The sequence below is a fragment of the Streptomyces sp. MP131-18 genome (genome assembly GCF_001984575.1).
GTDB lineage: Bacteria > Actinomycetota > Actinomycetes > Streptomycetales > Streptomycetaceae > Streptomyces > Streptomyces johnsoniae.
The window spans coordinates 6,547,689-6,568,906 of the sequence record NZ_LZNS01000001.1 but is presented as its reverse complement, the minus strand read 5'-3'; the positions used below and the strand labels follow the sequence as shown (position 1 = coordinate 6,568,906).

The following is a 21,218-nucleotide window of genomic DNA, read 5'->3' as shown; positions in this document are numbered from 1 at the left end:
GGGGCGTACCTCTCGGAGGATCAGGCGGCGCGGCGGGTGGCCGTCGCGGATTCGGTGGGCTCCGGGGTGGGCGTGGGACCGGGCTCGCCCGGCTCCTCCGGGTCCTCCTCGCCCGGCTCCTCCGGGTCCTCACAGCCGTCCGGGTCCTCCGGGTTCTCGGGGTCCTCCGGGTTCTCGGGGTCCTCCGGGTCCGGGCTCTCCGGGGCGGTGGGCTCCGGTGTGGGCGTGGGCGTGGGCTCGCCCGACTCCTCGGACTCCTCCTCACCCGGGTCCTGCGGGTCCTCGGGGTTTTCCGGGTCCTGCGGGTCCTCCGGGTCCGTGGGGCACTCGGGGTCCTCCTCGCCCGGCTCGCCCGGCTCCTCGGGCTCCTCCGGGTCCTCGCCGCCCGGCTCCTCCGGCTCCTCGGGCTCCTCTGGCTCCTCGGGCTCCTCCGGGTCGTTCGGCCTGATCTCGCCGTCCGACTCGGCGGGCGGAAGCGGCGACGGGCTCTCCGGCCCCGGGGTGGCGCCGGAGCCGCTGCCGCCTCCCCGGCCGCCGCCGCCCGCCCGCTCGTCCGGGTCCGGGTTGCCCGGGCCGGGGCTCGACGGCAGCCCGCCCTCGCCGTCCGGCACCTCGTGCGCGCCCTCGCGGTAGTAGTCCAGCCAGGACCGCACGGTCCGCACGTAGTCCCACGAGTGGTTGTAGCTCAGCAGGGCCCGGTCCAACTGCGAGGACACCGACAGGTCGCGGTTCGAGGCGCAGAGGTAGTCGCCGGCGGCCAGCGCGGCGTCGTACACATTGTTCGGGTCCGAGCGGCCGTCCCCATTGCCGTCCGCGCCCCAGCTGGCCCAGGTGGACGGGATGAACTGCATGGGCCCCACGGCCCGGTCGTGCACCGTGTCGCCGTCCCAGGCGCCGCCATCCGTATCGAATATCTGCGCGAACCCGTCCCCGTTCAGCACAGGGCCGAGGATCGGCTCCGCCGTGGTGCCGTCCGCGTCCACCGCGCCGCCGCGGGCGTGACCCGATTCGACCTTTCCTATGGCCGCCAGCACCTGCCACTCCAGATTGCAGTCCGGAGTGGTGCCGGCCACCGTCGACTCCGCGCGCCGGTACGCGTCCAGCACTGTCGCCGGGATGCCCGCCTCGGAGGGGCCCAGGTCGGTGTCCTCGGCGCCGCCGCCCTGGCCGGGGCCGCGGGTGTCCAGCGGAGGCAGATCGGTGTGGTAGGGCAGCTCCTGGTCCTCACCGGGCGCCACGGGGTCCGCCTGCTCCTGAGCCGAGGGGCGGTCCGGCGCCTCGGGAGCGCTCGGACTCTCACCTCCCAGGACCTCTGGCGCCTGCGACGCGGTGAGCGCGGCCATCGCCGCGGCCGCGATCGCCGATCCCGACATACCTCTGCGGACCCTGCCGATACGCAACCCCACGCGCCTTCCCCTCCGTCTGCGGTCCGGGTGACCTCACCGACCGGAATGACAGTACGACACCTGCCCGTTCGGGACCAGAACGTACCGGTGACGCCGGAGTGGCGGTTGCGAAACCGCGACACTTCGCGCCTCAGTGCGCCGCGGACTCCCAGGTGTCGCCCCAGCCGACCGACACGTCCAGGGGCGCGCGCAATTGCACCGCGCCGGCCATCTCACGCCGCACCAGCTCCTCCACCGACCGGCGCTCGCCCGGCGCGACTTCGAGCACGATCTCGTCGTGCACCTGGAGCAGCATCCGCGACGCCAGCTTCTCCCGGTCCAGCGCGTCGCTCACCCGCAGCATCGCGATCTTCACAATGTCGGCGGCGGTCCCCTGGATCGGCGCGTTGAGCGCCATGCGCTCGGCCGTCTCCCGGCGTTGCCGGTTGGAGCTGCTGAGGTCCGGCAGGTAGCGGCGGCGGCCGAGCAGCGTCTGCGTATGACCCGTGACCCGGGCCTCCCCGACCACGTGCTGGAGATAGTCCCGCACGCCGCCGAACCGCTCGAAGTAGGTGTCCATCAGCTTCTGCGCCTCGTCGGGCGGGATCGACAGCTGCTGGCCGAGGCCGAACGCCGACAGGCCGTAGGCCAGTCCGTAGCTCATCGCCTTGATCTTGCGCCGCATCTCCGCGTCGACCCCGGACTTGCCGACGCCGAACACCTGCGAGGCGACGGTGGTGTGCAGATCCTCGCCCGAGGTGAACGCATCGAGCAGATCCTCGTCCTGCGACAGGTGCGCCATCACACGCAGCTCGATCTGGCTGTAGTCCGCCGTCAGCAGCGCCTCGTACCCCTCCCCCACGACGAACCCGCGGCGGATCGCGCGGCCCTCGTCGGTGCGCACCGGAATGTTCTGGAGGTTGGGATCGGTGGACGACAGGCGGCCGGTCGCCGCGACCGTCTGCTGGAAGGTCGTGTGAATCCGCCCGTCCGGCGCGATGCTCTTGATCAGGCCCTCGACCGTGGTCCGCAGCCTGGCCTGCTCACGGTGCCGCAGCATGATCACCGGCAGCTCGTGCTCGGTCTGCGCGGCCAGCCACGTCAGCGCGTCCGCGTCCGTCGTGTAGCCGGTCTTCGTCCGCTTCGTCTTGGGCAGCCCCAGCTCGCCGAACAGCACTTCCTGAAGCTGCTTGGGCGAGCCCAGGTTGAACTCGCGGCCCACCGAGGCGTGCGCCTCCGACACCGCCTGCTGCACCGCCGCGGCGAACTGCTGCTCCAGGCGCTCCAGCCACGCGCGGTCCGCTGCGATCCCCGCCCGCTCCATGCGGGACAGCAGCCGGGAGGTCGGCAGCTCCAGGTCGTCGAGCAGCTCCGCCGCGCCCACCTCCGCGAGCCGCGCCCGGAACAGCTCGCCCAGGTCGAGCACCGTGCGGGCCTGCCGCATCAGCGAGTCGGCCTGCGCCGCGTCGTCCGCGCCGAACGCCAGCTGCCCGCTGTCGTCCGCCGGGCGCTCCAGCTCGCGGCCGAGGAACTCCACGCTCAGTGCGTCCAGCGCGAAGGACCTGCGGCCCGGCTGCACCAGATACGCGGCGAGCGCCGTGTCCATGGTGACGCCCGCCACCTGCCAGCCGTGCTCCGCGAACACCCGCTGCACGCCCTTTGCGTGGTGCAGGATCTTGGGCCGGTCGCCGCCCGCCGACCAGTCGGCGAACGCCCGCTCGTCCGCCTCGTCCAGCGCCGCGGGATCGAACCAGGCGGCAGGGCCGCCCGCCGCGGCGAGCGCCACCGCGTGCACGCTGCCCGCGCCCAGCTTCCAGTCGTCGAGCGTGGCCACGCCGAGCGGCACCCCGGCCGCCCCGTGCTCGGCCAGCCACGGCGCGAGAGCGCCCGCGGCCAGCACCACCCCCTCCACCCGGGGCCCCTCGGCCGCCGCAGCCGGCGCCTCCTCCGCCGCGGGATCGACCGCGAACAGCCGCTCCCGCAGATTCGGATTGCGGAACTCCAGGGCATCGAGGAGCACGGTCACCGCATCCGTGTCGTACGGCTGCCGCTCCAGGTCCGCCGGGCCACAGCCCAGGTCGACGTCCCTGGCCAGCTCCGTCAACTCCCGGTTCAACCGGACGGAATCCAGGTGGGTGCGCAGATTGTCGCCGGCCTTCCCCTTGACCTCCTCGGCCCGCTCCGCCAGCTCGTCCAGCGAGCCGAACTGATGGAGCCACTTGGCGGCCGTCTTCTCGCCCACCCCGGGAATCCCCGGGAGATTGTCGGAAGGGTCGCCCCGCAGCGCCGCGAAATCCGCGTACTTCGCGGGCGGCAACCCGTACTTCTCCAGCACCTTCTCCGGCGTGAAGCGCGTCAGCTCCGAGACGCCCTTCGTCGGGTACAGCACCGTGATCATGTCGCTGACCAGCTGGAACGCATCCCGGTCGCCCGTGACGATCGAGACCTGGAAGCCCTCGTCGGCCGCCCGCGTCGCCAGCGTCGCGATCACATCGTCCGCTTCGAAGCCCGGCACCGCGAACCGCCGCACCCGCAGCGCGTCGAGCAGCTCGCCGATCAGCTCCACCTGCCCCTTGAACTCGTCGGGCGTCGCCGACCGCGTCGCCTTGTAGTCGGCGAACCGCTCCGAGCGCCACGTCACCCGCGACACGTCGAACGCCACCGCGAGATGCGTGGGCGCCTCGTCGCGCAGCGTGTTGGCCAGCATCGACGTGAACCCGTAGATCGCGTTCGTCGGCTGGCCGACCGTGGTCGTGAAATTCTCCGCGGGCAACGCGAAGAAAGCCCGGTACGCCAGAGAATGCCCGTCCAACAGGAGCAGGCGCGGAGCGGTGGTCGTCTGCGATACGTTCTCAGCCACATGCCCGATCCTGCCACGGACCACTGACACTCCCCGCCGACCGTGCGACGATCGCAGACATGCCAGCCAAGCCACCCGAAGCCGATCCAGTCCAGGACGCACCCCACGTCACCGGCCCGGAACACTCGGCCGCCGGTGCCCCGGCCATCGGCCACGCCCTGCGCACCGCGCAGCGGCAGATGGGGGTCCGCCGCACCGCACTCACGCTGCTGCGCGTCAACCAGCCGGGCGGATTCGACTGCCCGGGCTGCGCGTGGCCCGAGCCGAGCCGGCCGCACGCCGCGGAGTTCTGCGAGAACGGCGCCAAGGCCGTCGCCGAGGAGGCGACCCTCCGCCGCGTCACCCCGGAATTCTTCGCCGAGCACTCCGTGACCGACCTCGCCGACCGGTCCGGGTACTGGCTCGGGCAGCAGGGCCGCCTCACCCGCCCCATGTACCTGCCCGAGGGCGCCGACCACTACGAGCCGATCGGCTGGGACCGCGCGTTCGACCTCATCGCCGAGGAGCTGCACGCCCTGCCCGACCCCGACCAGGCCCTCTTCTACACCTCGGGACGCACCAGCAACGAGGCCGCGTTCCTCTACCAGCTGTTCGCCCGCGCCTACGGCACCAACAACCTGCCGGACTGCTCCAACATGTGCCACGAGTCCTCCGGCGCGGCGCTCACCGAGACCCTCGGCGTCGGCAAGGGCAGTGTCCTGCTCGACGACCTGTACCAGGCCGACCTCATCATCGTCGCCGGGCAGAACCCCGGCACCAATCACCCCCGCATGCTCTCCGCGCTGGAGAGGGCCAAGTCCGCGGGGGCGAAGATCATCACCGTCAACCCACTGCCGGAAGCCGGACTCGAACGGTTCAAGAACCCGCAGACCGCCCGCGGCCTCGCCGGCGGCGGCACCCCGCTCACCGACCTCTTCCTCCAGATCAGGATCGGCGGCGACCAGGCGCTCTTCCGCCTCCTCAACAAGCTGATCATCAACCGCGGCGCCGCCGTGGATTCCGTGTTCATCCGCCGCCACACCGCCGGGTACGAGGAGTTCGCCGCCGCCGCCCGCGCCGCCGACTGGGAGGAGACCCGGCGCGCGACCGGACTGACCCGCAGCGATATCGAACGCGCGCTCGCGATGATCCTCGCCTCCCGGCGCATCATCGTCTGCTGGGCCATGGGCCTCACCCAGCACAAGCACTCCGTGCCCACCATCAAGGAGATCGTCAACTTCCTCCTGCTGCGCGGCAACGTGGGCCGCCCCGGCGCCGGCGTGTGCCCCGTGCGCGGCCACAGCAACGTTCAGGGCGACCGCACCATGGGCATCACCGAGAAGCCCGCGGCCGACTTCCTCGACGCCCTCGGAACGGAATTCGGCTTCGACCCGCCGCAGCGGCACGGCCTCGACGTCGTCGACTCCATCCGCGCCCTGCGCGACGGCCGGGCCAAAGTGTTCTTCGCCATGGGCGGCAACTTCGTCGCCGCGAGCCCCGACACCGCCGTCACCGAGGACGCCATGCGCCGCGCCGCGCTCACCGTCCACGTGTCGACGAAGCTCAACCGCTCCCACTGCGTCACCGGCGCCCGCGCCCTCATCCTCCCCACGCTCGGCCGCACCGAACGCGACCACCAGGCCGCGGGCCCGCAGTCCGTCACCGTCGAGGACTCCATGGGCATCGTTCACGCCTCGCGCGGCCGCCTGAAGCCCGCGAGCCCCCACCTGCTGTCCGAGCCCGCCATCGTCTGCCGCCTCGCCCGCCGCGTCCTCGGCGACACCGGCGCCATCCCCTGGGAGGACTTCGAACGGGACTACCGCCTCGTCCGCGAGCGCATCGCCCGCGTCATCCCCGGCTTCGAAGACTTCGAGACCCGCGTCGCCCAACCCGGTGGCTTCGCACTCCCCCACGCACCGCGCGACGACCGGCACTTCCCCACCGCCACCGGCAAGGCCAACTTCACCGCGGAACCCGTGACCTGGCCCGCCGTTCCCCCCGGGCGCCTGCTCTTGCAGACCCTGCGCTCCCACGACCAGTACAACACCACCGTCTACGGCCTCGACGACCGCTACCGCGGTATCACCGGCGGCCGGCGCGTCGTCCTCGTCCACCCCGACGACGCCCGCGAACTCGGCCTGCCCGACGGCTCCCACACCGACCTCACCAGCGAATGGACCGACGGCTCCGAGCGCACCGCCCCCGGCTTCCGCGTCGTCCACTACCCCACCGCGCGCGGCTGCGCCGCCGCCTACTACCCCGAGACCAACGTTCTCGTCCCCCTCGACGCCACCGCCGACACCAGCAACACCCCCGCCAGCAAGTCCGTCGTGGTCCGCCTGACCCCGGCAACGGCCCCCTGAAAGGACCTGATAGAACGCTCCCATGGGCGAGCACACCAGCACACTCTTCCCCGCGCAGATCATCGACCAGTGGGCGGGGCTCGGCATCGACCTGCCCGCGCTCTTCTCCGCGGGGCGCTTCGGCGAACGCCTCGGCATCCGTATCGCCGAGGCGTCCCCGGACAAGGTCGTCGGCACCCTGCCCGTCGAGGGCAACACCCAGCCCTACGGCCTGCTGCACGGCGGCGCCTCAGCCGCACTCGCCGAGACCCTGGCCTCCATCGGCGCGATGCTCCACGCGGGCCCCAAAAAGATCGCCGTCGGCGTCGACATCAACTGCACCCACCACCGCGCGGTCCGCTCCGGCACCGTCACCGGCGTCGCCACCCCGGCCCACACCGGCCGCACCTCGGCCACCTATGACGTCACCATCACCGACGAACGGGGCAAGCGCGTCTGCACCGCCCGCCTCACCTGCGCCCTGCGCCCCGCCGCCGGCGGACAGCAGACGGCGGAGCCCACGAGCGAGGCGCCCCCCGCCCCGTGACCGGGGCTACCCCTTCTCCTCCGCCTGCTCGGCCACCTCACCCAGATACGCGGCCCGCACCCGCGGGTCGGACAGCAGTGCCGACGCCTCGTCGGACATCACCACCGCACCCGTCTCCAGCACGTAGCCCCGGTGCGCCAGCCGAAGCGCCTGCGCGGCGTTCTGCTCGACCAGCAGCAGCGTCGTCCCCTGCTCGTTGATCTCCTTCAGGATCTCGAAGATCTGCCGCACGATCAGCGGCGCGAGCCCCATCGACGGCTCGTCGAGCAGCAGCAGCTCCGGCTTCCCCATCAACGCCCTGCCGATCGCCAGCATCTGCTGCTCGCCGCCGGACAGGGTGCCGCTGACCTGCTTGCGCCGCTCCGCGAGCACGGGGAACAGGGAGAACACCCGGTCCAGGTCGGCGTCGTCCGGCCGCTTCAGCCGGTACGCCCCCATCTTCAGGTTCTCCAGCACCGTCATCCGGGCGAAGACCCGGCGCCCCTCCGGTACATGACCGATGCCGAACTGCACCAGCTCGTGCGACTTGATGCCGTCCACGCGCTCGCCGCGCAGCAGCACCTCGCCCGAGCGCGGCGCCAGCATTCCGGACGCCGCCTTCAGCGTCGTCGACTTGCCCGCGCCGTTCGCGCCGAGCAGCGCCACGACCTCGCCCTCGCCCACCGTCAGACTGACGCCCTTCAGTGCCTCGATCGCGCCGTAGAACACGTGCAGGTCCCGCAGTTCGAGCAGCGCGGGGCGCCCGTCCACCGCTCCCGAGGCCGCGCCGGCCTCCTTTTCGACGCCCACGTTCACGCCCGTCCCTCCTCGTCGTCCGCCGCCGCGCCCGCGGCACCGGGCGGCCCGTCCGGCCGCTCCTCCGCGCCGTGCTCCTCGCGCTCCGCGACCACCTCCGCCACCAGCGCCCGCTCGTCCTCGGCCGACGCGCCCAGGTACGCCTCGATCACCGCGGGGTCCTGCTGTACCGCCCCGGGCGTTCCCTCGGCGATCTTCCTGCCGAAGTTCAGCACCACCACCCGGTCCGCCACCGACATCACCAGCCGCATGTCGTGCTCGATCAGCAGCACGCTCACCGCGAGTTCCTGGTTGATCCGGCGGATCAGCACTTCCAGATCCCGCTTCTCCGTCGGGTTCGTCCCCGCCGCAGGCTCGTCGAGCAGCAGCACCTCCGGCGTCGTCGCCAGCGCCCGCGCGATCTCGAGCCGCCGCTGCTCGCCGTAACTGAGCGCGGAGGCCAGCTCGTTCAGCCGGTGGCCGAGACCGACGAACGACAGCACCTCGTGCGCCTTCCGGTCGCTCTCCCGCTCGTCCCTGCGCGCGTTCGGCAGCCCGAGCATGATCGAGATGGCGTCCGTGCGCTGCCGCGTCTCCACGGCGACCTTCACGTTCTCCAGCACCGTCAGCGCCCCGAACAGGCGGATGTTCTGGAACGTGCGCGCCACCCCGAGGCGGCTCGTCTTGTGCGGCTTCCGGCCCCGCAGCTCGTGCTCGCCCCCCGCCCGCGGGCGGAACGTGATCTGCCCCTCCTGCGGAACGTACGACCCTGTCAGCGAGTTGAACAGCGAGGTCTTGCCCGCCCCGTTCGGCCCGATGACCGCCAGGATCTCACCGCGCACCATCCGCAGGGCCACGCCGTCCAGGCTCGTCAGCCCGCCGAACCGCAGCGTCACGCCCGACGCGTCCAGCACGTCGTCCGACAGCGCCCGCGCCTTCGCGGCCTCGTCCAGCATCTCGGTCGTCATGCCTGCGCACCTCCCGGCCGCGCGCCCAGGGCATCGGCGGACCCCGAGCCCTCCTCCGCCATCCGCAGCTCCCGCTGCCGCCGCCGCGACGGCAGCAAACCCTGCGGCCGGTAGATCATCATGACCACCAGCAGCCCGCCCAGATACATGTAGCGGTCCTGGGGGTCGACCGTGTCCCGCAGGTACTCCGGCAGCCACACCAGCACCGCCGTGCCGATCAGCACGCCCGGGATCGAGCCCATGCCGCCGAACACCACGTAGGACAGGGCGAGCACCGACAGCAGCAGTACGAACATCTCCGGGTTGATGAAGCCAAGCTTGCTCGCGTAGATCACCCCGGCGATGCCCGAGGTCGACGCGCCGATTGCGAACGCCAGCAGCTTGAACCGCACGGTGTCCACGCCCGTCGCCGCCGCCGCGACCTCGTCCTCCCGGATCGCCGTCCAGGCCCGGCCCACCCGCGAATGCTCGAGCCGCACGAACAGCAGCAGCACCACGACCACGAAAGCCAGCTGGAGCCAGTAGTACGGCCGCGGATCGAGCTCCCACTCGTACGACCAGAATCCGAGGTCGACCGAGAACCGGTCCAGCTGCGGGGCTCCCCGCGAACCGCCCGTGAACTCCGTCCAGTTCTTGGCCGTCAAGTACACGATCTCGTGAAAGCCCAGCGTCACGATTGCCAAGTAGTCGCCGCGCAGCCGCAGCGTCGGCGCCCCGAGCAGCACGCCAGCGACCAGACAGGTGAGAACCGCGATCGGAATCACCAGGAAGTTGTTCAGCTCCACCGGCGGCTCCACCGGCAGCCCGCCCGTCCAGAACGCCGAGCTGTAGGCGCCGATCGCGAAGAACGCGATGAATCCCAGGTCCAGCATTCCGGCCCAGCCGACCACCACGTTCAGCCCGATGGCGACCAGCACGAACATGCCGATCTGGTCCACCATCACCTGCTGCCAGAAGGTCGACACCATCAACGGCAGCACGATCAGCAGCCCGAGCAGCGCCGCCATCGAACCCCACCGGTAAAGCCGCTGCCCGCGCACCACGTCGGTGACGAACCGGACCGTGCGCGCCAGCAGCGCCGGCAGCCACACCGGCGCCGCTGCCGGCGAGAACCCCCCGGACGGCGTCAGATCGCCCGGCCGCTCCGCGGGGCGGCCCGCCTCCTCCTTCACCCGGGACGTGTAGCGGCCGAGCAGCTCGTGCGCGAACTCGCGGACCAGCCAGATCGCCACGGCCAGGCCGAGCCAGCCCCAGACCGCGCCGCCGCTGAAGTTCTCCTCCAGCGCCGCGAACAAATCGCCACGCGTTCCCTGCGCACCCGTGACCTGGGCCAGTACCAGCGCCGTCACCACCAGCGCGAACAGCCGGTGCCAGCGCGGCTGCTGATACCAGGAACGTTTCCGCAGCTTCGCCGCGGAAGGCACCTTCGGAGCGGTTACTCCCGCGGTCATGCCGTCCTCCCCACACGCTCACCGAGAATGCCCGTCGGACGGAACATCAGCACCAGCACGAGCACCGCGAACGCGCCCGCGTACCGCCACGCATCACCGAACCACTCGACCGTGAACGCCTCCACCACACCCAGCGTCAGCCCGCCGAGCATCGCCCCGCGCACGTTGCCGATACCGCCGAGCACCGCAGCCGCGAACGCCGTGATGCCGGGCAGGAAGCCCATGGTGTACTCGACCTGAAGGTTCGTGCCGAACAGGAAGCCGGCCACCCCGCCCATCACGCCGCCGAGCACGAACGTCCTCGACACCACCTTGTCGATATCCACACCCATCAGCGACGCGACTTCCGGGTCCTGCGCGACAGCCCGGATTCCGGAGCCCATCTTGGTGCGGTTCACCACGAAATCCACCGTCAGCAGCATCAGCACCGCGGCCACCACGATAAGGAGCTGCGTCACGTTGACCGAGGTGCCGAACACCTCGAACACCTGCTTGTTCTCGTACATCGTCGGCATCGGCATCGGATAGCGGCCGAACATCTTGCCCGCGAGATTGTAGAGAAAGAACGACGCACCGATCGCCGTGATCAGAAAGATCAGACGCGATGCGTGACGTCTCCGCAGTGGACGATAGGCACCTTTTTCAAGGCCAAAGGCGACCAGGCCACCGAGCAGCGCTCCACCGAGAATTCCGAGAAGCACGTAGAGGGCCGACTGAAGACCGGAAGGATCAGTGGCGGGTTCGAAAATGGTGAGGGCGATGACGCCGCCGAAACCACCGGCCATGAAGACCTCGCTGTGCGCGAAGTTCAGAAGCTGGAGGACACCATAGACCAGCGTGTAGCCAATGGCGATGACGGCATACAACGAGCCGAGCACCACACCCAGGACAAGAACGTCCCAGATATCGGAAAGCGACATGGAACTGACTTCCTTGTGGGAACGAGCAGCGGTGGGCTGATCGGCCGGCGGGGCGGAACGGGTCGGCACCCCGCCCCCGCCGGCCAGGTGGACTCAGCCGCCGACCAGCTCGTCGACGCCGCCCAGGTAGCCGCGGACGCCGTCCTCGACCTGGTACATGAAGATCGCCGTGTTGGTGAACTCGCCGTTCTCGTCGAAGGCGAACGTCTTCGTCAGCCCCTCGTACTCGGTCCCCGCGAGCTGCTGGTAAAGCGCCTCGCGGCTGACGTCGCCGCCGAGCTCGGCCATCGCCTCGATGATCATGTTCGTGACGTCGTAGGACTCGGCCGAGTAGGTGCCGGGCGCGAGGCCGAACTCCGCCTCGTACGTCTCCGCGAACGCCGCGGTGCCCTCGTTCTCGGTGGCGTCGGTGCACGGGCAGGTCAGGTGCCAGCCCTCGGCGGCGTCGCCCGCCAGGTTGATGAACTCGTCGTCGTTCGAGCCGTCGCCCGATATACGGATGCCCTCGTACCCGGCTTCCTGGAGCCGGATCGCGAACGGCCCGAGCGCCTCGTAGTAACCCGCGTAGATAAGCGCGTCCACACCGGCTTCGGTCACCGTGCGGGCGGCTCCGCTGTAGTCGACGGTGTCGGCCGGCACGCTCTGCCGCTCCACGCTCAGGCCGGCAGCGGTCATCTCCGACTCGGCCACCTCGGCGAGACCTTCGCCGTACGGCGTGACGTCGTCGACGATCATGACGCTCTCGATGCCGTCCTGGGCCGCCAGGAAGTCCGCCATGGCCAGACCCTGCGCGTTGTCGTTGGGCACGGCGCGCAGGAACGTGGCGAACTTACCGTCCTCCGTCAGCGTCGGGTCCGTCGCGGACGAGCTGACCGCCGGCAGCATGGCCTGCGCGTACAGCGGCGCGGACACGTTCGCGGGGCCGGAGAACGCCGGGCCGACCACGGCCATCACGTCCTGGTCGTCGATGGCGCTCTGCGCCGCCGCGGTGGCCTGGGTCTCCACGCCCTGGTCGTCGGCCGCGACGTACTCAACGGTGAAGTCGTAATCGCCACTTCCATTGGCCTCGTTGATGGCCAGCTGAATACCGTTTTCCATGTTCTCGCCGAGCGCCACGTTCGTACCGGAGAGCGGCCCCTGGAAGGCGATCTTGTACGTGGTGCCCCCACCCCCGCCGTCGCCCCCGTCGTCGTCACCGCCGCAAGCAGTGAGCACGAGCGCGCCGGCGGCGACGGGTATCGCGAGCCTCACGATGGACTTGTTGAGCACTTCGAAAACCCCCTGGAGCGAGCCCAGTCATGTCGTCACCGCACAGCTCCCATGCGCATACGGCACACCGGTGCGGCGTGCAGCGGAATCTATTGCCATGCAAGCTGTGCGAACACACTGTCGCGACAGATGTGATCGCCTCGTGACCTCTGGCACATGCCGGAAACAGAACATGACTGACCGGTCAGCGGACGATCCCGACAAGATCCACTCAACCCGGACCAGATAATGTGCAAACGACAAGAGCGCGCCCCGGACGGACACCGGGACGCGCTCTGACCCATTTTGGGGGAATTAACGAAGACTTAACTCCCCGCGGGGCCTTCGCCGCTTCTGCCGCTATTTCTACTGCTTCTGCCGCTTCTCCTCGGCGTCCTGGATCACAGCCTCGGCCACCTGATGCATGGAGAGCCTGCGATCCATGGACGTCTTCTGAATCCAACGGAAAGCGGCCGGCTCCGACAGACCGTACTGGGTCTGGAGCACACTCTTGGCCCGGTCCACCAGCTTCCGCGTCTCCAGCCGCTGCGCGAGGTCGGCGACTTCACCCGCGAGCGTCTTCAGCTCCTGGAACCGCGAGACGGCGATCTCGATGGCCGGGACGACGTCACTCTTGCTGAACGGCTTCACCAGGTAGGCCATGGCTCCGGCGTCCCTGGCCCGTTCGACCAGGTCACGCTGCGAGAACGCGGTCAGCATCAGCACCGGCGCGATACTGTCCGCCGCGATCTTCTCCGCGGCCGAGATGCCGTCCATCACCGGCATCTTCACGTCGAGAATCACCAGATCGGGCCGCAGCTCCCGCGCCAGCTCGACAGCCCGCTCACCGTCCCCGGCCTCTCCGACAACGCTGTACCCCTCCTCCTCCAGCATCTCTTTCAGATCGAGCCGGATCAGTGCCTCGTCCTCGGCGATGACGACACGGGCGGTGTTGGGCGGGACATGAGCCGCGGATTCGGCGGCATCCGCCGGGGTGGGCTCGTCGGGGACGTCGGGGGTGGTCACGATGCTCCTCGTTTCCTGCCGAATGGGGCACCCACGAGGGTACCTAGTCGCTGGGGCTGCGGCGGAGCCGCTAGACTGTCCGGGCGCCATCAGGCCGGGTTGGTGGAAGGGCAGACACGGAGGTCTCAAACACCTCTGCTCGCAAGAGCGTGCGGGTTCAAATCCCGCACCCGGCACTCAAGTCACTCGATCAGGTGATCGATTCCCGGATCTCGTGACTCTGCGTACACGAGCTGCGACGCTTCCCGTATGGAGCAACACGCACCCACAGCTCGTTCGGCAGCCCTGGCGATGGCCGCCCGGCAATGGACTTCCTGCGTCGGGCCCGAGTGCCGGGGCCCCCGGGCCGGTTCACCAGCCGTGGCCGCCCAGGTATGTCTCGACGCGCCGGGTGTCCCAGGCACCGTCGGCGACGATCATCCGGTATCGGTAGAAGAAGGACTCCTGAGGGGCGAGTGCAAACTCCTCGAAGAAGGCCCAGGAGAACGCGATGGTGGGCGTGGGTGCGGAGCGGACAAACCAGTGGGACGGGTGGATCGCGGCTTCGCCGGTGTTGTCCGGGGCGTGGACGAAGACGAGGGTCGAGTGGGCGTCGATGTCGTCGTGTTCGGTGGTGAAGGCGATCCAGGGCGCGTCGGCGGCGGGAGTGCCCATGGTGGCCTGATCGGTGGCGGGCCCTGCGGGGGTGAGGATCTGGCCGCCGGCGAAGTCGCGCGGCCCGCGCCACTGGAGGCCGGTGTAGCCGGCCATCTCGCGCCCCGCGGTCGTGGGCGAGCCGAAGTACAGGGGTTCGCCGCGGAGGTTGGTGAGCCGGATCGTCCAGTCCAGCGCCCATGCGCCTTCCGCGGGGTCGGCGGAGTGGACGGCGAGGGTGCGTTCCTCGTGGGCCCACTCCTGGCCGCCGTGGTTGAGCCAGGTGAGGTCCTCGGCGAGGTCGACGCGGTCGCCCGCGGCGTCGATGCGGGGGAAGCCGTCGTGGCGCATGGAGCCGACGCGTTCGGGGACGCGCTGGTAGCCGGTGTCCGGGCCGAGGTAGGAGTTGCCGCCCCAGAAGTTCTGCTCCGACACGTGGCTCGCGGTCATCTGGATGCCCTTGTGCCAACGGTGGTCGTTGGGCCGGTAGCCGGTGACGAGGTGTCCGGCCAGGGTCCGCACGGGGTGGGCGTAGGGCTTGCGCGATTCGAACGTCTCGGGATCGGGGCGGTAGACATAGGAGAGGATCTCGGTGCCGCCCGCGGATACCGTGACCCGGTCCCCGTGGATATGGACGAGGGTGAGCTGCGCGGTCACTGCGCCTCCTTGGGCGCCCAGTCGGGGTGGTTGCCGTGCATCGCGGAGTAGAACGGGTCGCCTTCGGCGATCTCGCCCGCGCGGACGGGGCGGCCGGTGAAGGCGGCCTTGTAGAGGGCCGCATTGAATTCGAGGGTGCGACGGGCGTCCGCGCCTCCGCCGGGCGGGCGGGTGCCGGTGCGCATGGCGGCCAGTACGCCTTCGAGTTGGGCGGCGTGCGAGCTGGGACGGTCGGCGGTGGGGGTGCGCCAGCGCGTGATGCGCGCCTCGTCCGCCAGGCCGGGGCGCGGGGTGTAGGTCCAGTCCTCGTTGCGGTGACCGTAGAGGTGGGTGAGCTCCACGGTGGCGTCGGCGCAGTCGATGCGGATGCGGCTGACCTCGTCGGAGGACAGCACGCTGTTGACGACGGTGGCGACGGCGCCGTTGGCGAAGCGGACGAGGGCGGTGGACACGTCCTCGCTCTCGATGTCGTGGACGAGGCGCGCCGCCATGGCACGGATCTCGGTCCAGTCGCCGAGGAGGTGGAGGAGCAGGTCGGTCTGATGGATGCCGTGGCCCATGGTGGGGCCGCCGCCCTCGGTGGCCCACCGGCCGCGCCAGGGCACGGCGTAGTAGGCGCGGTCGCGGTGCCAGGTGGTCTGGCAGTGGGCGACGCGAGGGGCGCCGAGGTCGCCGGAGGCCAGCAGCCCGCGGGCGTGGACGGTGCCCGAGCCGTAGCGGTGCTGGGCGACGACCGCCATATAGGGGCCGCCTTCGCGTTCGGCGGCGGCGATCTCGTCGTATTCGGCGAGGGAGAGGCACAGGGGTTTTTCGCTCCACACCCACGCGCCGGCGCGGAGGGCGGCGAGGGCCTGTGCGCGGTGGAGGGCGGGCGGCGTGCCGAGGATGACGAGGTCGGGGCGTTCGGTGGCGAGCATGGCCGCGAGGTCGGTGTACCCGGTGGGCGCGCCGATCCCTTCGACGGCCGCCACCTGTTCGCGGAAGGCAGTGAGGCGGGCGGGGTCGATGTCGACGGCGGCGACGAGTTCGGCCTCCGCGGAGTGTGCGGCGAGCGCGGGGAGATGGCCGACGGTGACGATGGCGCCGGTCCCGATGACGGCGGCCTTGATGCGGCGTTCGGCCATGGTGGTGGTGGCTCCTGGCTGGGCGGGAGTAAGCGCTTTCGCCGTGCAGCCAACCATGTGCACGATCGGAGTGACAAGAGGCACCGCGGCGGCCGGGCCGTCGCGGTGCCTGTGGGTACCTGCCGGTGCCCGTGGCTCCCTGGCGCCGGGTCAGCGCGGGGCGTCGTCCTCGCCGACGTGGTGCACACGCACGAGGTTGGTGGTGCCGGGGGTGGCGGGCGGCGAGCCCGCGGTCATCACGACGATCTCGCCCTTGCGGCAGCGGCCGATCCGCAGCAGCTGCTCGTCCATCTGGGCCACCATCTCGTCGGTGGTCTGGACCGTCGGGACCAGATAGGTCTCGACTCCCCAGGTCAGGGTGAGCTGGGCGTGGGTCGCCGGGTCGGGGGTGAACGCGACGACCGGGATCGGGGAGCGGTACCGGGAGAGACGCCGGGCGGTGTCGCCGCTCTGCGTGAACGCGACGAGCAGCTTGGCGTCGAGGAAGTCGCCGATCTCGGCGGCGGCCCGCGCGACGGCGCCGCCCTGGGTGCGGGGCTTGCCGCCCTCGGCGAGGGGGGACAGCCCGTGCGAGAGCAGCTCCTCCTCGGCGGCGGCGACGATGCGGCTCATGGTGCGGACGGTCTCGACCGGATACCTGCCGACGCTGGTTTCGCCGGAGAGCATGACCGCGTCGGTGCCGTCCATCACGGCGTTGGCGACGTCGGACGCCTCGGCGCGGGTCGGCCGGGAGGACTCGATCATCGAGTCCAGCATCTGGGTGGCGACGATGACGGGCTTGGCGTTGCGCTTGGCGAGCTTGACGGCGCGCTTCTGGACCAGCGGCACGGCTTCCAGGGGGACTTCGACGCCGAGGTCGCCGCGGGCGACCATGATGCCGTCGAACGCGTCGACGATGTCCTGGAGGTTGGCTTCGGCCTGCGGCTTCTCGATCTTGGCGATCACAGGGAGGAACCGGCCCTCCTCCGCCATGACGCGGTGCACGTCCTTGATGTCGTCGCCGCTGCGCACGAAGGACAGGGCGATGATATCGACGCCGGTGCGCAGGGCCCAGCGCAGGTCGTCGATGTCCTTGGTGGACAGGGCGGGGACGGAAACGGCGACGCCGGGGAGGTTGAGCCCCTTGTGGTCGGAGACCATGCCGCCCTCGACGACGTGGGTGCGCACGCGGGGGCCGTCGACGGCGGCGACTTCGAGGGCGACGCGGCCGTCGTCGACCAGGATGCGCTCGCCGGGGGTGACGTCTCCGGCGAGGCCCGGGTAGGTGGTGCCGCAGTGGTTCTGGTCGCCGGCGACGTCCTCGGTGGTGATGGTGAATTCGTCACCGGCTTCGAGGAGGACCGGCCCTTCGCGGAAGCTGCCGAGCCGGATCTTGGGGCCTTGCAGGTCGGCCAGAATTCCGATGCTGCGTCCCTTTTCCTGAGCGGCGCGGCGGACGCGCTGGTACCGCAGGTCGTGCTCGCGGTGAGCGCCATGGCTGAGGTTCAGCCGGGCCACGTCCATTCCCGCCTCTACGAGCGCGGCGATGCGCTCATACGAGTCGGTGGCGGGCCCAAGTGTGCAGACAATTTTTGCTCGGCGCATAGGCCAACCATAGGAGTTACCAGCCAGTAGAGAGCCATCCGAAAGTGACCACTCAACGGCTGGAATTTAAAGAGAGTCCGACAACTCTCGGAATGAGCGGGGGCCCGCTCTTATGAGCTTTTCCACCGGCCCTTATCGAGAGGTAATCTGCCCGCTGCCTTCCGTGGTGAAACGTTGCTCTGCGACGGCGCGCGCGCCGGTGGAACTCGCCCCGAAGGTGGTGAAAGCGGTGCGCTCCGGGAGCGGGTAGCGCTCCTCCCCCGTCAGGTGGTTGAGGATCGTCGCGCTGCGGTGCGCGACCAGGCCGAGGTCGGGCGCGCCGACACCGTGGGTGTGGCGTTCCGCGTTCTGCACGTGGACGGCACCGGTGACCCGCGGATCGAGCACCAGGCGGTAGTTCCGGTCCACCTCGAAGCGGCCGGCGGCGTCGCGGCGCGCCAGCGGGGCCAGGTCGGCGAGCAGCGTCGCGAGGGGGCGTTCGCGGTAGCCGGTGGCGAGCACGAGCGCGCCCGTGGTGAGGCGGGTCCTGGCGCCCTGTTCGGCGTGGTCGAGGTGCAGTTCGAGGCGGCCCGCGGCCGTGCGGCCCGCGGTGCGGACGGTGACGCCCGGGGTGAGCACGGCGTCCGGCCAGCTGCCGCCGGGGCCGTCCGGTCCGTCCGGTCCGTCCGGTCCGTCCGGTCCGTCAAGGCTGCGCCGGTACAGCTCGTCGTGGATGGCGGCGAGCGTTTCGGCGTCGACGGCCTTGTGCAGCTGCCATTGCCCCTCGGTCAGCCGGTCGCGGACGGGCTCCGACAGGCCGTGGAAGTAGCGGGTGTAGTCGGGAGTGAAGTGTTCGAGGCCGAGCTTGCTGTATTCCATGGGTGCGAACGCGGGGGTGCGGGCGAGCCAGTGGAGCCGTTCGCGGCCGGGCGGGCGCCTGCGCAGCAGGTCGAGGAAGATCTCGGCGCCGGACTGCCCCGAGCCGACGACGGTGACGTGGTCCGCGGCCAGCAGTCGTTCGCGGTGGTCGAGGTAGTCGGCGGAGTGGACGACGGGCGCGGTCGCGGTCGCGGAAGCGGCCAGCGGGCGCAGCGCCTCGGGCACGTGGGGTGCGGTGCCGACGCCGATGACGAGGTTGCGGGCATGGGCGCGGCCGGAGCAGGCGGGCCGCGCGGTGCCGTTGTCTGCCCGCCCGCCGTCGAGGCGGGTGAAGTCCAGCTCGAAGACGGCGTGCTCCTCGTTCCAGCGGACGGCGTCGACGCGGTGGTGGAAGTGCAGTCCGGCGAGCCCGCGGCTGACCCACCGGCAGTACGCGTCGTACTCGGCGCGCGGGATGTGGAAGCGCTCGGCGAAGTAGAAGGGGAACAGGCGCTGCCGGTCGCGGAGGTGGGCGAGAAAGCTCCAGCGGCTGGTGGGATCGGCGAGAGTGACGAGGTCGGCGAGGAAGGGGACTTGGAGGGTGGTGCCCTCGATCAGCAGGCCGGGGTGCCAGTGGAACGCGGGGCGCTGCTCGTAGAAGGCGGTGCGCAGGCCGCGCAGGGGCTCGGCGAGGGCGGCGAGGGAGAGGTTGGCCGGTCCGATGCCGATGCCCGCGAGGTCGAGGGGGTGGCGGGGGTCGGCGGGGGTCATCGGCTGCTGTCCTTCCGCGGGCGCGGCGTCTGGTCGAGGACGAGCTTGACCAGGGCGGCGAGGTCGCTCGGCTGGGCATGGGGGTTGAGCAGGGTGGCCTTGAGCCACAGAACGGTGCGGCCGTCGTGGTCGCGGGCGCGGGCGCGGCCCAGGACGGCGCGGCCCTCGGTGAGGAGGCGGCGGCGGATGGCGGCGACCTGTTCGTCGTCGGCGCCCGCGGGGCGGAAGAGCACGGTGCTGATGGCCGGCCTGGTGTGGAGGGTGAGGCGCGGTTCGGCGGCGACGCGGTCGGCCAAGTCGCGCGCGGCGTCGCAGGTGCGCTCGACGAGCGCGGCGAGGCCGGCGGTGCCGAGGGCCCGTATGGTCACGGCGATCTTGAGGATGTCGGGGCGGCGCGTGGTGCGCAGGGAGCGGCCCAGCAGGTCGGGCAGTCCTGCGTCGGTGTCGTCCTCGGCGTTGAGGTAGTCGGCGCGGTGGCCGAGGGGCGCGAGGGCGCGCCCGTCGGGGACGGTGAGCAGACCGGCCGCGACGGGCTGCCAGCCGAGCTTGTGCAGGTCGATGGTGACGGTGTCGGCGCGGTCGAGGCCGGCGAGTTTGGTGCGGTGGGCGGGGCTGAACAGAAGGGCGCCGCCATAGGCCGCGTCGACGTGGAGCGCGGTGGGTCTGCCGCGGCGATGGGCGGCGACGGTGTCGGCGAGGGCGGGCAGGGGGTCGATGGCGCCGCTGTCGGTGGTGCCCGCGGTGGCGACGACGAGGACGGGAGTGGGCGGGCCGGCGGTGCAGTTCAGGGTGTCGAGGCCGGTGAGCGCGTCGTGCACGGCGGCGGGGTCGAGGATGCCGCGCGGGGTGGGCAGGACCATGGGCGCGGGCAGGCCGAGGAGCCAGGCGGCGCGGTGGACGCTGTGGTGGGCGTTGGCGCCGCAGAGCAGGGCCAGGCGTGGTGAGAGCCGTTCGCGGGCGAGGAGCACGCCGAGCAGGTTGGCCTCGGTACCGCCGGTGGTGACCAGGGCGTCGGGGCCGGGACCGCGGGGGTGGACGAGGGCGGCGAGGTCGCGGGTCAGCCGCTGTTCGAGGGCGGAGGCGGCGGGTGCCTGGTCCCACGAGTCCATCGAGGGGTTGAGAGCGGAGGCGGCGAGGTCGGCCGCGGCGGCGACGGCGAGCGGCGGGGCGTGCAGGTGGGCGGCGCAGTGGGGGTCGGCCGGGTCGGCGGCGCCGGCGGCGAGCGCGGTGACGAGGGTGTGCAGGGCGTCGAGGGCGCCGGTGCCGTGGTCGGGGAGGGTGGGGCCGCAGCGTTCGAGCAGTTGGGTCACGGCATCGGGGCCGCCCGCGGGCAGTGGTCCGCAGCGGGCGGCGGCTCCCTCGGCGAGGGCGTCGAGCACCGTGTCGAGCAGGGGGCGCAGGGCGCGCGGACCGGCGGCTCCGCCGGCGAGGAGGGCGGCGTCGGGCAGGGGGTTCGCAGGCAGGGGGTTCGCGGGCATGGGGAACCCTTCGGTGGGCGGCAGGCACCGCGTGCGGCGGGACGGCGCTCAAGCTACGCGCGCGCCGGGGGCGCGGTCCGCACGTTGCCCCCCGTTCCCCCGAAGGGGTTAATGCGGCTTGCGGATGCGCCCTGGTTGTGCGCCGGGGGCGCGGTCCGCGGACCAGGCTTCGCGGGCGTCGACCAGCTCGTCCCAGTGCTCGGCGGTCCAGGCACAGACGGCGGCGAGCGGCTCCAGGATGCTGCGGCCGAGCGGGGTGAGCGCGTAGTCGACGCGGCGGGCGGGGCCCGGGTGGGCGGTGCGGGTGAGCAGGCCGTCACGTTCGAGGGCGCGGAGGGTGCGGGTGAGGACGCGGGGGGTGGCGCGGTGCAGGGGGACGCGCAGCTCGGAGAAGCGGCGGGGGCCGTCCGCGAGGCAACGCAGCACGGGCGCGGCCCACTTGTCGCCGAACCGGAAGGGGGCGACGGCGGACGGGCACAGTTCGTCGAGCATGTCGGGCCTGAGCGGCCGCGGTTGTGTCGCGCGTTCCGTCATGCGGCCACGGTAGTGCGGGCGGCGGTATCCGGGGGGATACCGGGCGTGCGGTTACGGTCCCGGAACGGGTCGGCGCCGGGCCGACCGGACGAGCGGAGAG

At 71.3% G+C, this 21,218-nt stretch carries 16 protein-coding genes and 1 tRNA gene; 3 read left to right on the top strand and 14 right to left on the bottom strand.

What is annotated here, in order from left to right; genetic code table 11:
• Window positions 1-20: 20 nt before the first annotated feature.
• Window positions 21-1,373, bottom strand: coding sequence for a lytic transglycosylase domain-containing protein (locus STBA_RS29300; protein WP_107485136.1), 1,353 nt, complete (start codon window positions 1,371-1,373; stop codon window positions 21-23).
• Between the two features lie 163 nt (window positions 1,374-1,536).
• Complete coding sequence (gene polA, locus STBA_RS29295; RefSeq protein WP_171987813.1) at window positions 1,537-4,245, bottom strand: DNA polymerase I; 2,709 nt, start codon at window positions 4,243-4,245, stop codon at window positions 1,537-1,539.
• 59 nt (window positions 4,246-4,304) lie between these two features.
• Here polA and STBA_RS29290 point away from each other — a divergent pair, with 59 nt between their 5' ends.
• Both STBA_RS29290 and STBA_RS29285 read left to right on the top strand, forming a co-directional pair.
• Window positions 4,305-6,587 (top strand): FdhF/YdeP family oxidoreductase, encoded by a 2,283-nt coding sequence (locus STBA_RS29290; protein WP_077062070.1) that lies wholly within the window; start codon window positions 4,305-4,307, stop codon window positions 6,585-6,587.
• 22 nt (window positions 6,588-6,609) lie between these two features.
• Window positions 6,610-7,113: a hotdog fold thioesterase gene (locus STBA_RS29285; protein WP_077062069.1), complete on the top strand. Its 504-nt coding sequence runs from the start codon at window positions 6,610-6,612 to the stop codon at window positions 7,111-7,113.
• A gap of 6 nt (window positions 7,114-7,119) precedes the next feature.
• On the opposite strand, the gene STBA_RS29280 is transcribed toward STBA_RS29285, so the two are convergent.
• The 6 genes from STBA_RS29280 to STBA_RS29255 all read right to left on the bottom strand — a co-directional run bounded on the left by STBA_RS29280 (window position 7,120) and on the right by STBA_RS29255 (window position 13,500).
• A complete protein-coding gene (locus STBA_RS29280; protein WP_107485281.1) occupies window positions 7,120-7,902 on the bottom strand; it encodes an ABC transporter ATP-binding protein in 783 nt (260 codons plus the stop codon).
• A gap of 2 nt (window positions 7,903-7,904) precedes the next feature.
• Complete coding sequence (locus STBA_RS29275) at window positions 7,905-8,855, bottom strand: ABC transporter ATP-binding protein (protein ID WP_077062067.1); 951 nt, start codon at window positions 8,853-8,855, stop codon at window positions 7,905-7,907.
• Entirely contained in the window at window positions 8,852-10,306 is a 1,455-nt protein-coding gene (locus tag STBA_RS29270; RefSeq protein WP_077062066.1) for a branched-chain amino acid ABC transporter permease, read from the bottom strand. Before STBA_RS29270 ends, STBA_RS29275 begins: the two co-directional genes overlap by 4 nt.
• The gene (locus STBA_RS29265) at window positions 10,303-11,226 is read right to left on the bottom strand and encodes a branched-chain amino acid ABC transporter permease (RefSeq protein ID WP_077062065.1); all 924 of its coding nucleotides are present in this window, start codon (window positions 11,224-11,226) and stop codon (window positions 10,303-10,305) included. Before STBA_RS29265 ends, STBA_RS29270 begins: the two co-directional genes overlap by 4 nt.
• A 93-nt stretch (window positions 11,227-11,319) precedes the next feature.
• The gene (locus STBA_RS29260; RefSeq protein WP_253195082.1) at window positions 11,320-12,477 is read right to left on the bottom strand and encodes a branched-chain amino acid ABC transporter substrate-binding protein; all 1,158 of its coding nucleotides are present in this window, start codon (window positions 12,475-12,477) and stop codon (window positions 11,320-11,322) included.
• A 363-nt stretch (window positions 12,478-12,840) separates the two neighbouring features.
• On the bottom strand, window positions 12,841-13,500 hold the full coding sequence (locus tag STBA_RS29255) for a response regulator (RefSeq protein ID WP_077062063.1): 660 nt from the start codon (window positions 13,498-13,500) through the stop codon (window positions 12,841-12,843).
• Window positions 13,501-13,593: 93 nt separating this feature from the next.
• Between STBA_RS29255 and STBA_RS29250 the strand changes: the two genes are divergently transcribed.
• A tRNA-Leu gene (locus tag STBA_RS29250) sits at window positions 13,594-13,676 on the top strand.
• Window positions 13,677-13,851: 175 nt separating this feature from the next.
• Here STBA_RS29250 and STBA_RS29245 read toward each other — a convergent pair.
• The 6 genes from STBA_RS29245 to STBA_RS29220 form a co-directional block, all read right to left on the bottom strand.
• Entirely contained in the window at window positions 13,852-14,790 is a 939-nt protein-coding gene (locus STBA_RS29245) for a PmoA family protein (RefSeq protein WP_077062062.1), read from the bottom strand.
• Complete coding sequence (locus STBA_RS29240; RefSeq protein ID WP_077062061.1) at window positions 14,787-15,914, bottom strand: Gfo/Idh/MocA family oxidoreductase; 1,128 nt, start codon at window positions 15,912-15,914, stop codon at window positions 14,787-14,789. The genes STBA_RS29245 and STBA_RS29240 overlap by 4 nt, the downstream gene beginning before the upstream one ends.
• Before the next feature lie 150 nt (window positions 15,915-16,064).
• Window positions 16,065-17,498 carry a pyruvate kinase gene (gene pyk, locus STBA_RS29235; RefSeq protein ID WP_077062060.1) on the bottom strand — a complete coding sequence of 478 codons (1,434 nt, stop codon included), beginning with the start codon at window positions 17,496-17,498 and terminating at the stop codon, window positions 16,065-16,067.
• A 132-nt stretch (window positions 17,499-17,630) separates the two neighbouring features.
• Window positions 17,631-19,106 carry a SidA/IucD/PvdA family monooxygenase gene (locus STBA_RS29230; RefSeq protein ID WP_077062059.1) on the bottom strand — a complete coding sequence of 492 codons (1,476 nt, stop codon included), beginning with the start codon at window positions 19,104-19,106 and terminating at the stop codon, window positions 17,631-17,633.
• Window positions 19,103-20,584 carry a pyridoxal-dependent decarboxylase gene (locus tag STBA_RS29225; RefSeq protein WP_077062058.1) on the bottom strand — a complete coding sequence of 494 codons (1,482 nt, stop codon included), beginning with the start codon at window positions 20,582-20,584 and terminating at the stop codon, window positions 19,103-19,105. The genes STBA_RS29230 and STBA_RS29225 overlap by 4 nt, the downstream gene beginning before the upstream one ends.
• 108 nt (window positions 20,585-20,692) lie before the next feature.
• Window positions 20,693-21,118, bottom strand: coding sequence for a helix-turn-helix domain-containing protein (locus tag STBA_RS29220; RefSeq protein ID WP_077062057.1), 426 nt, complete (start codon window positions 21,116-21,118; stop codon window positions 20,693-20,695).
• Window positions 21,119-21,218 lie beyond the last annotated feature (100 nt).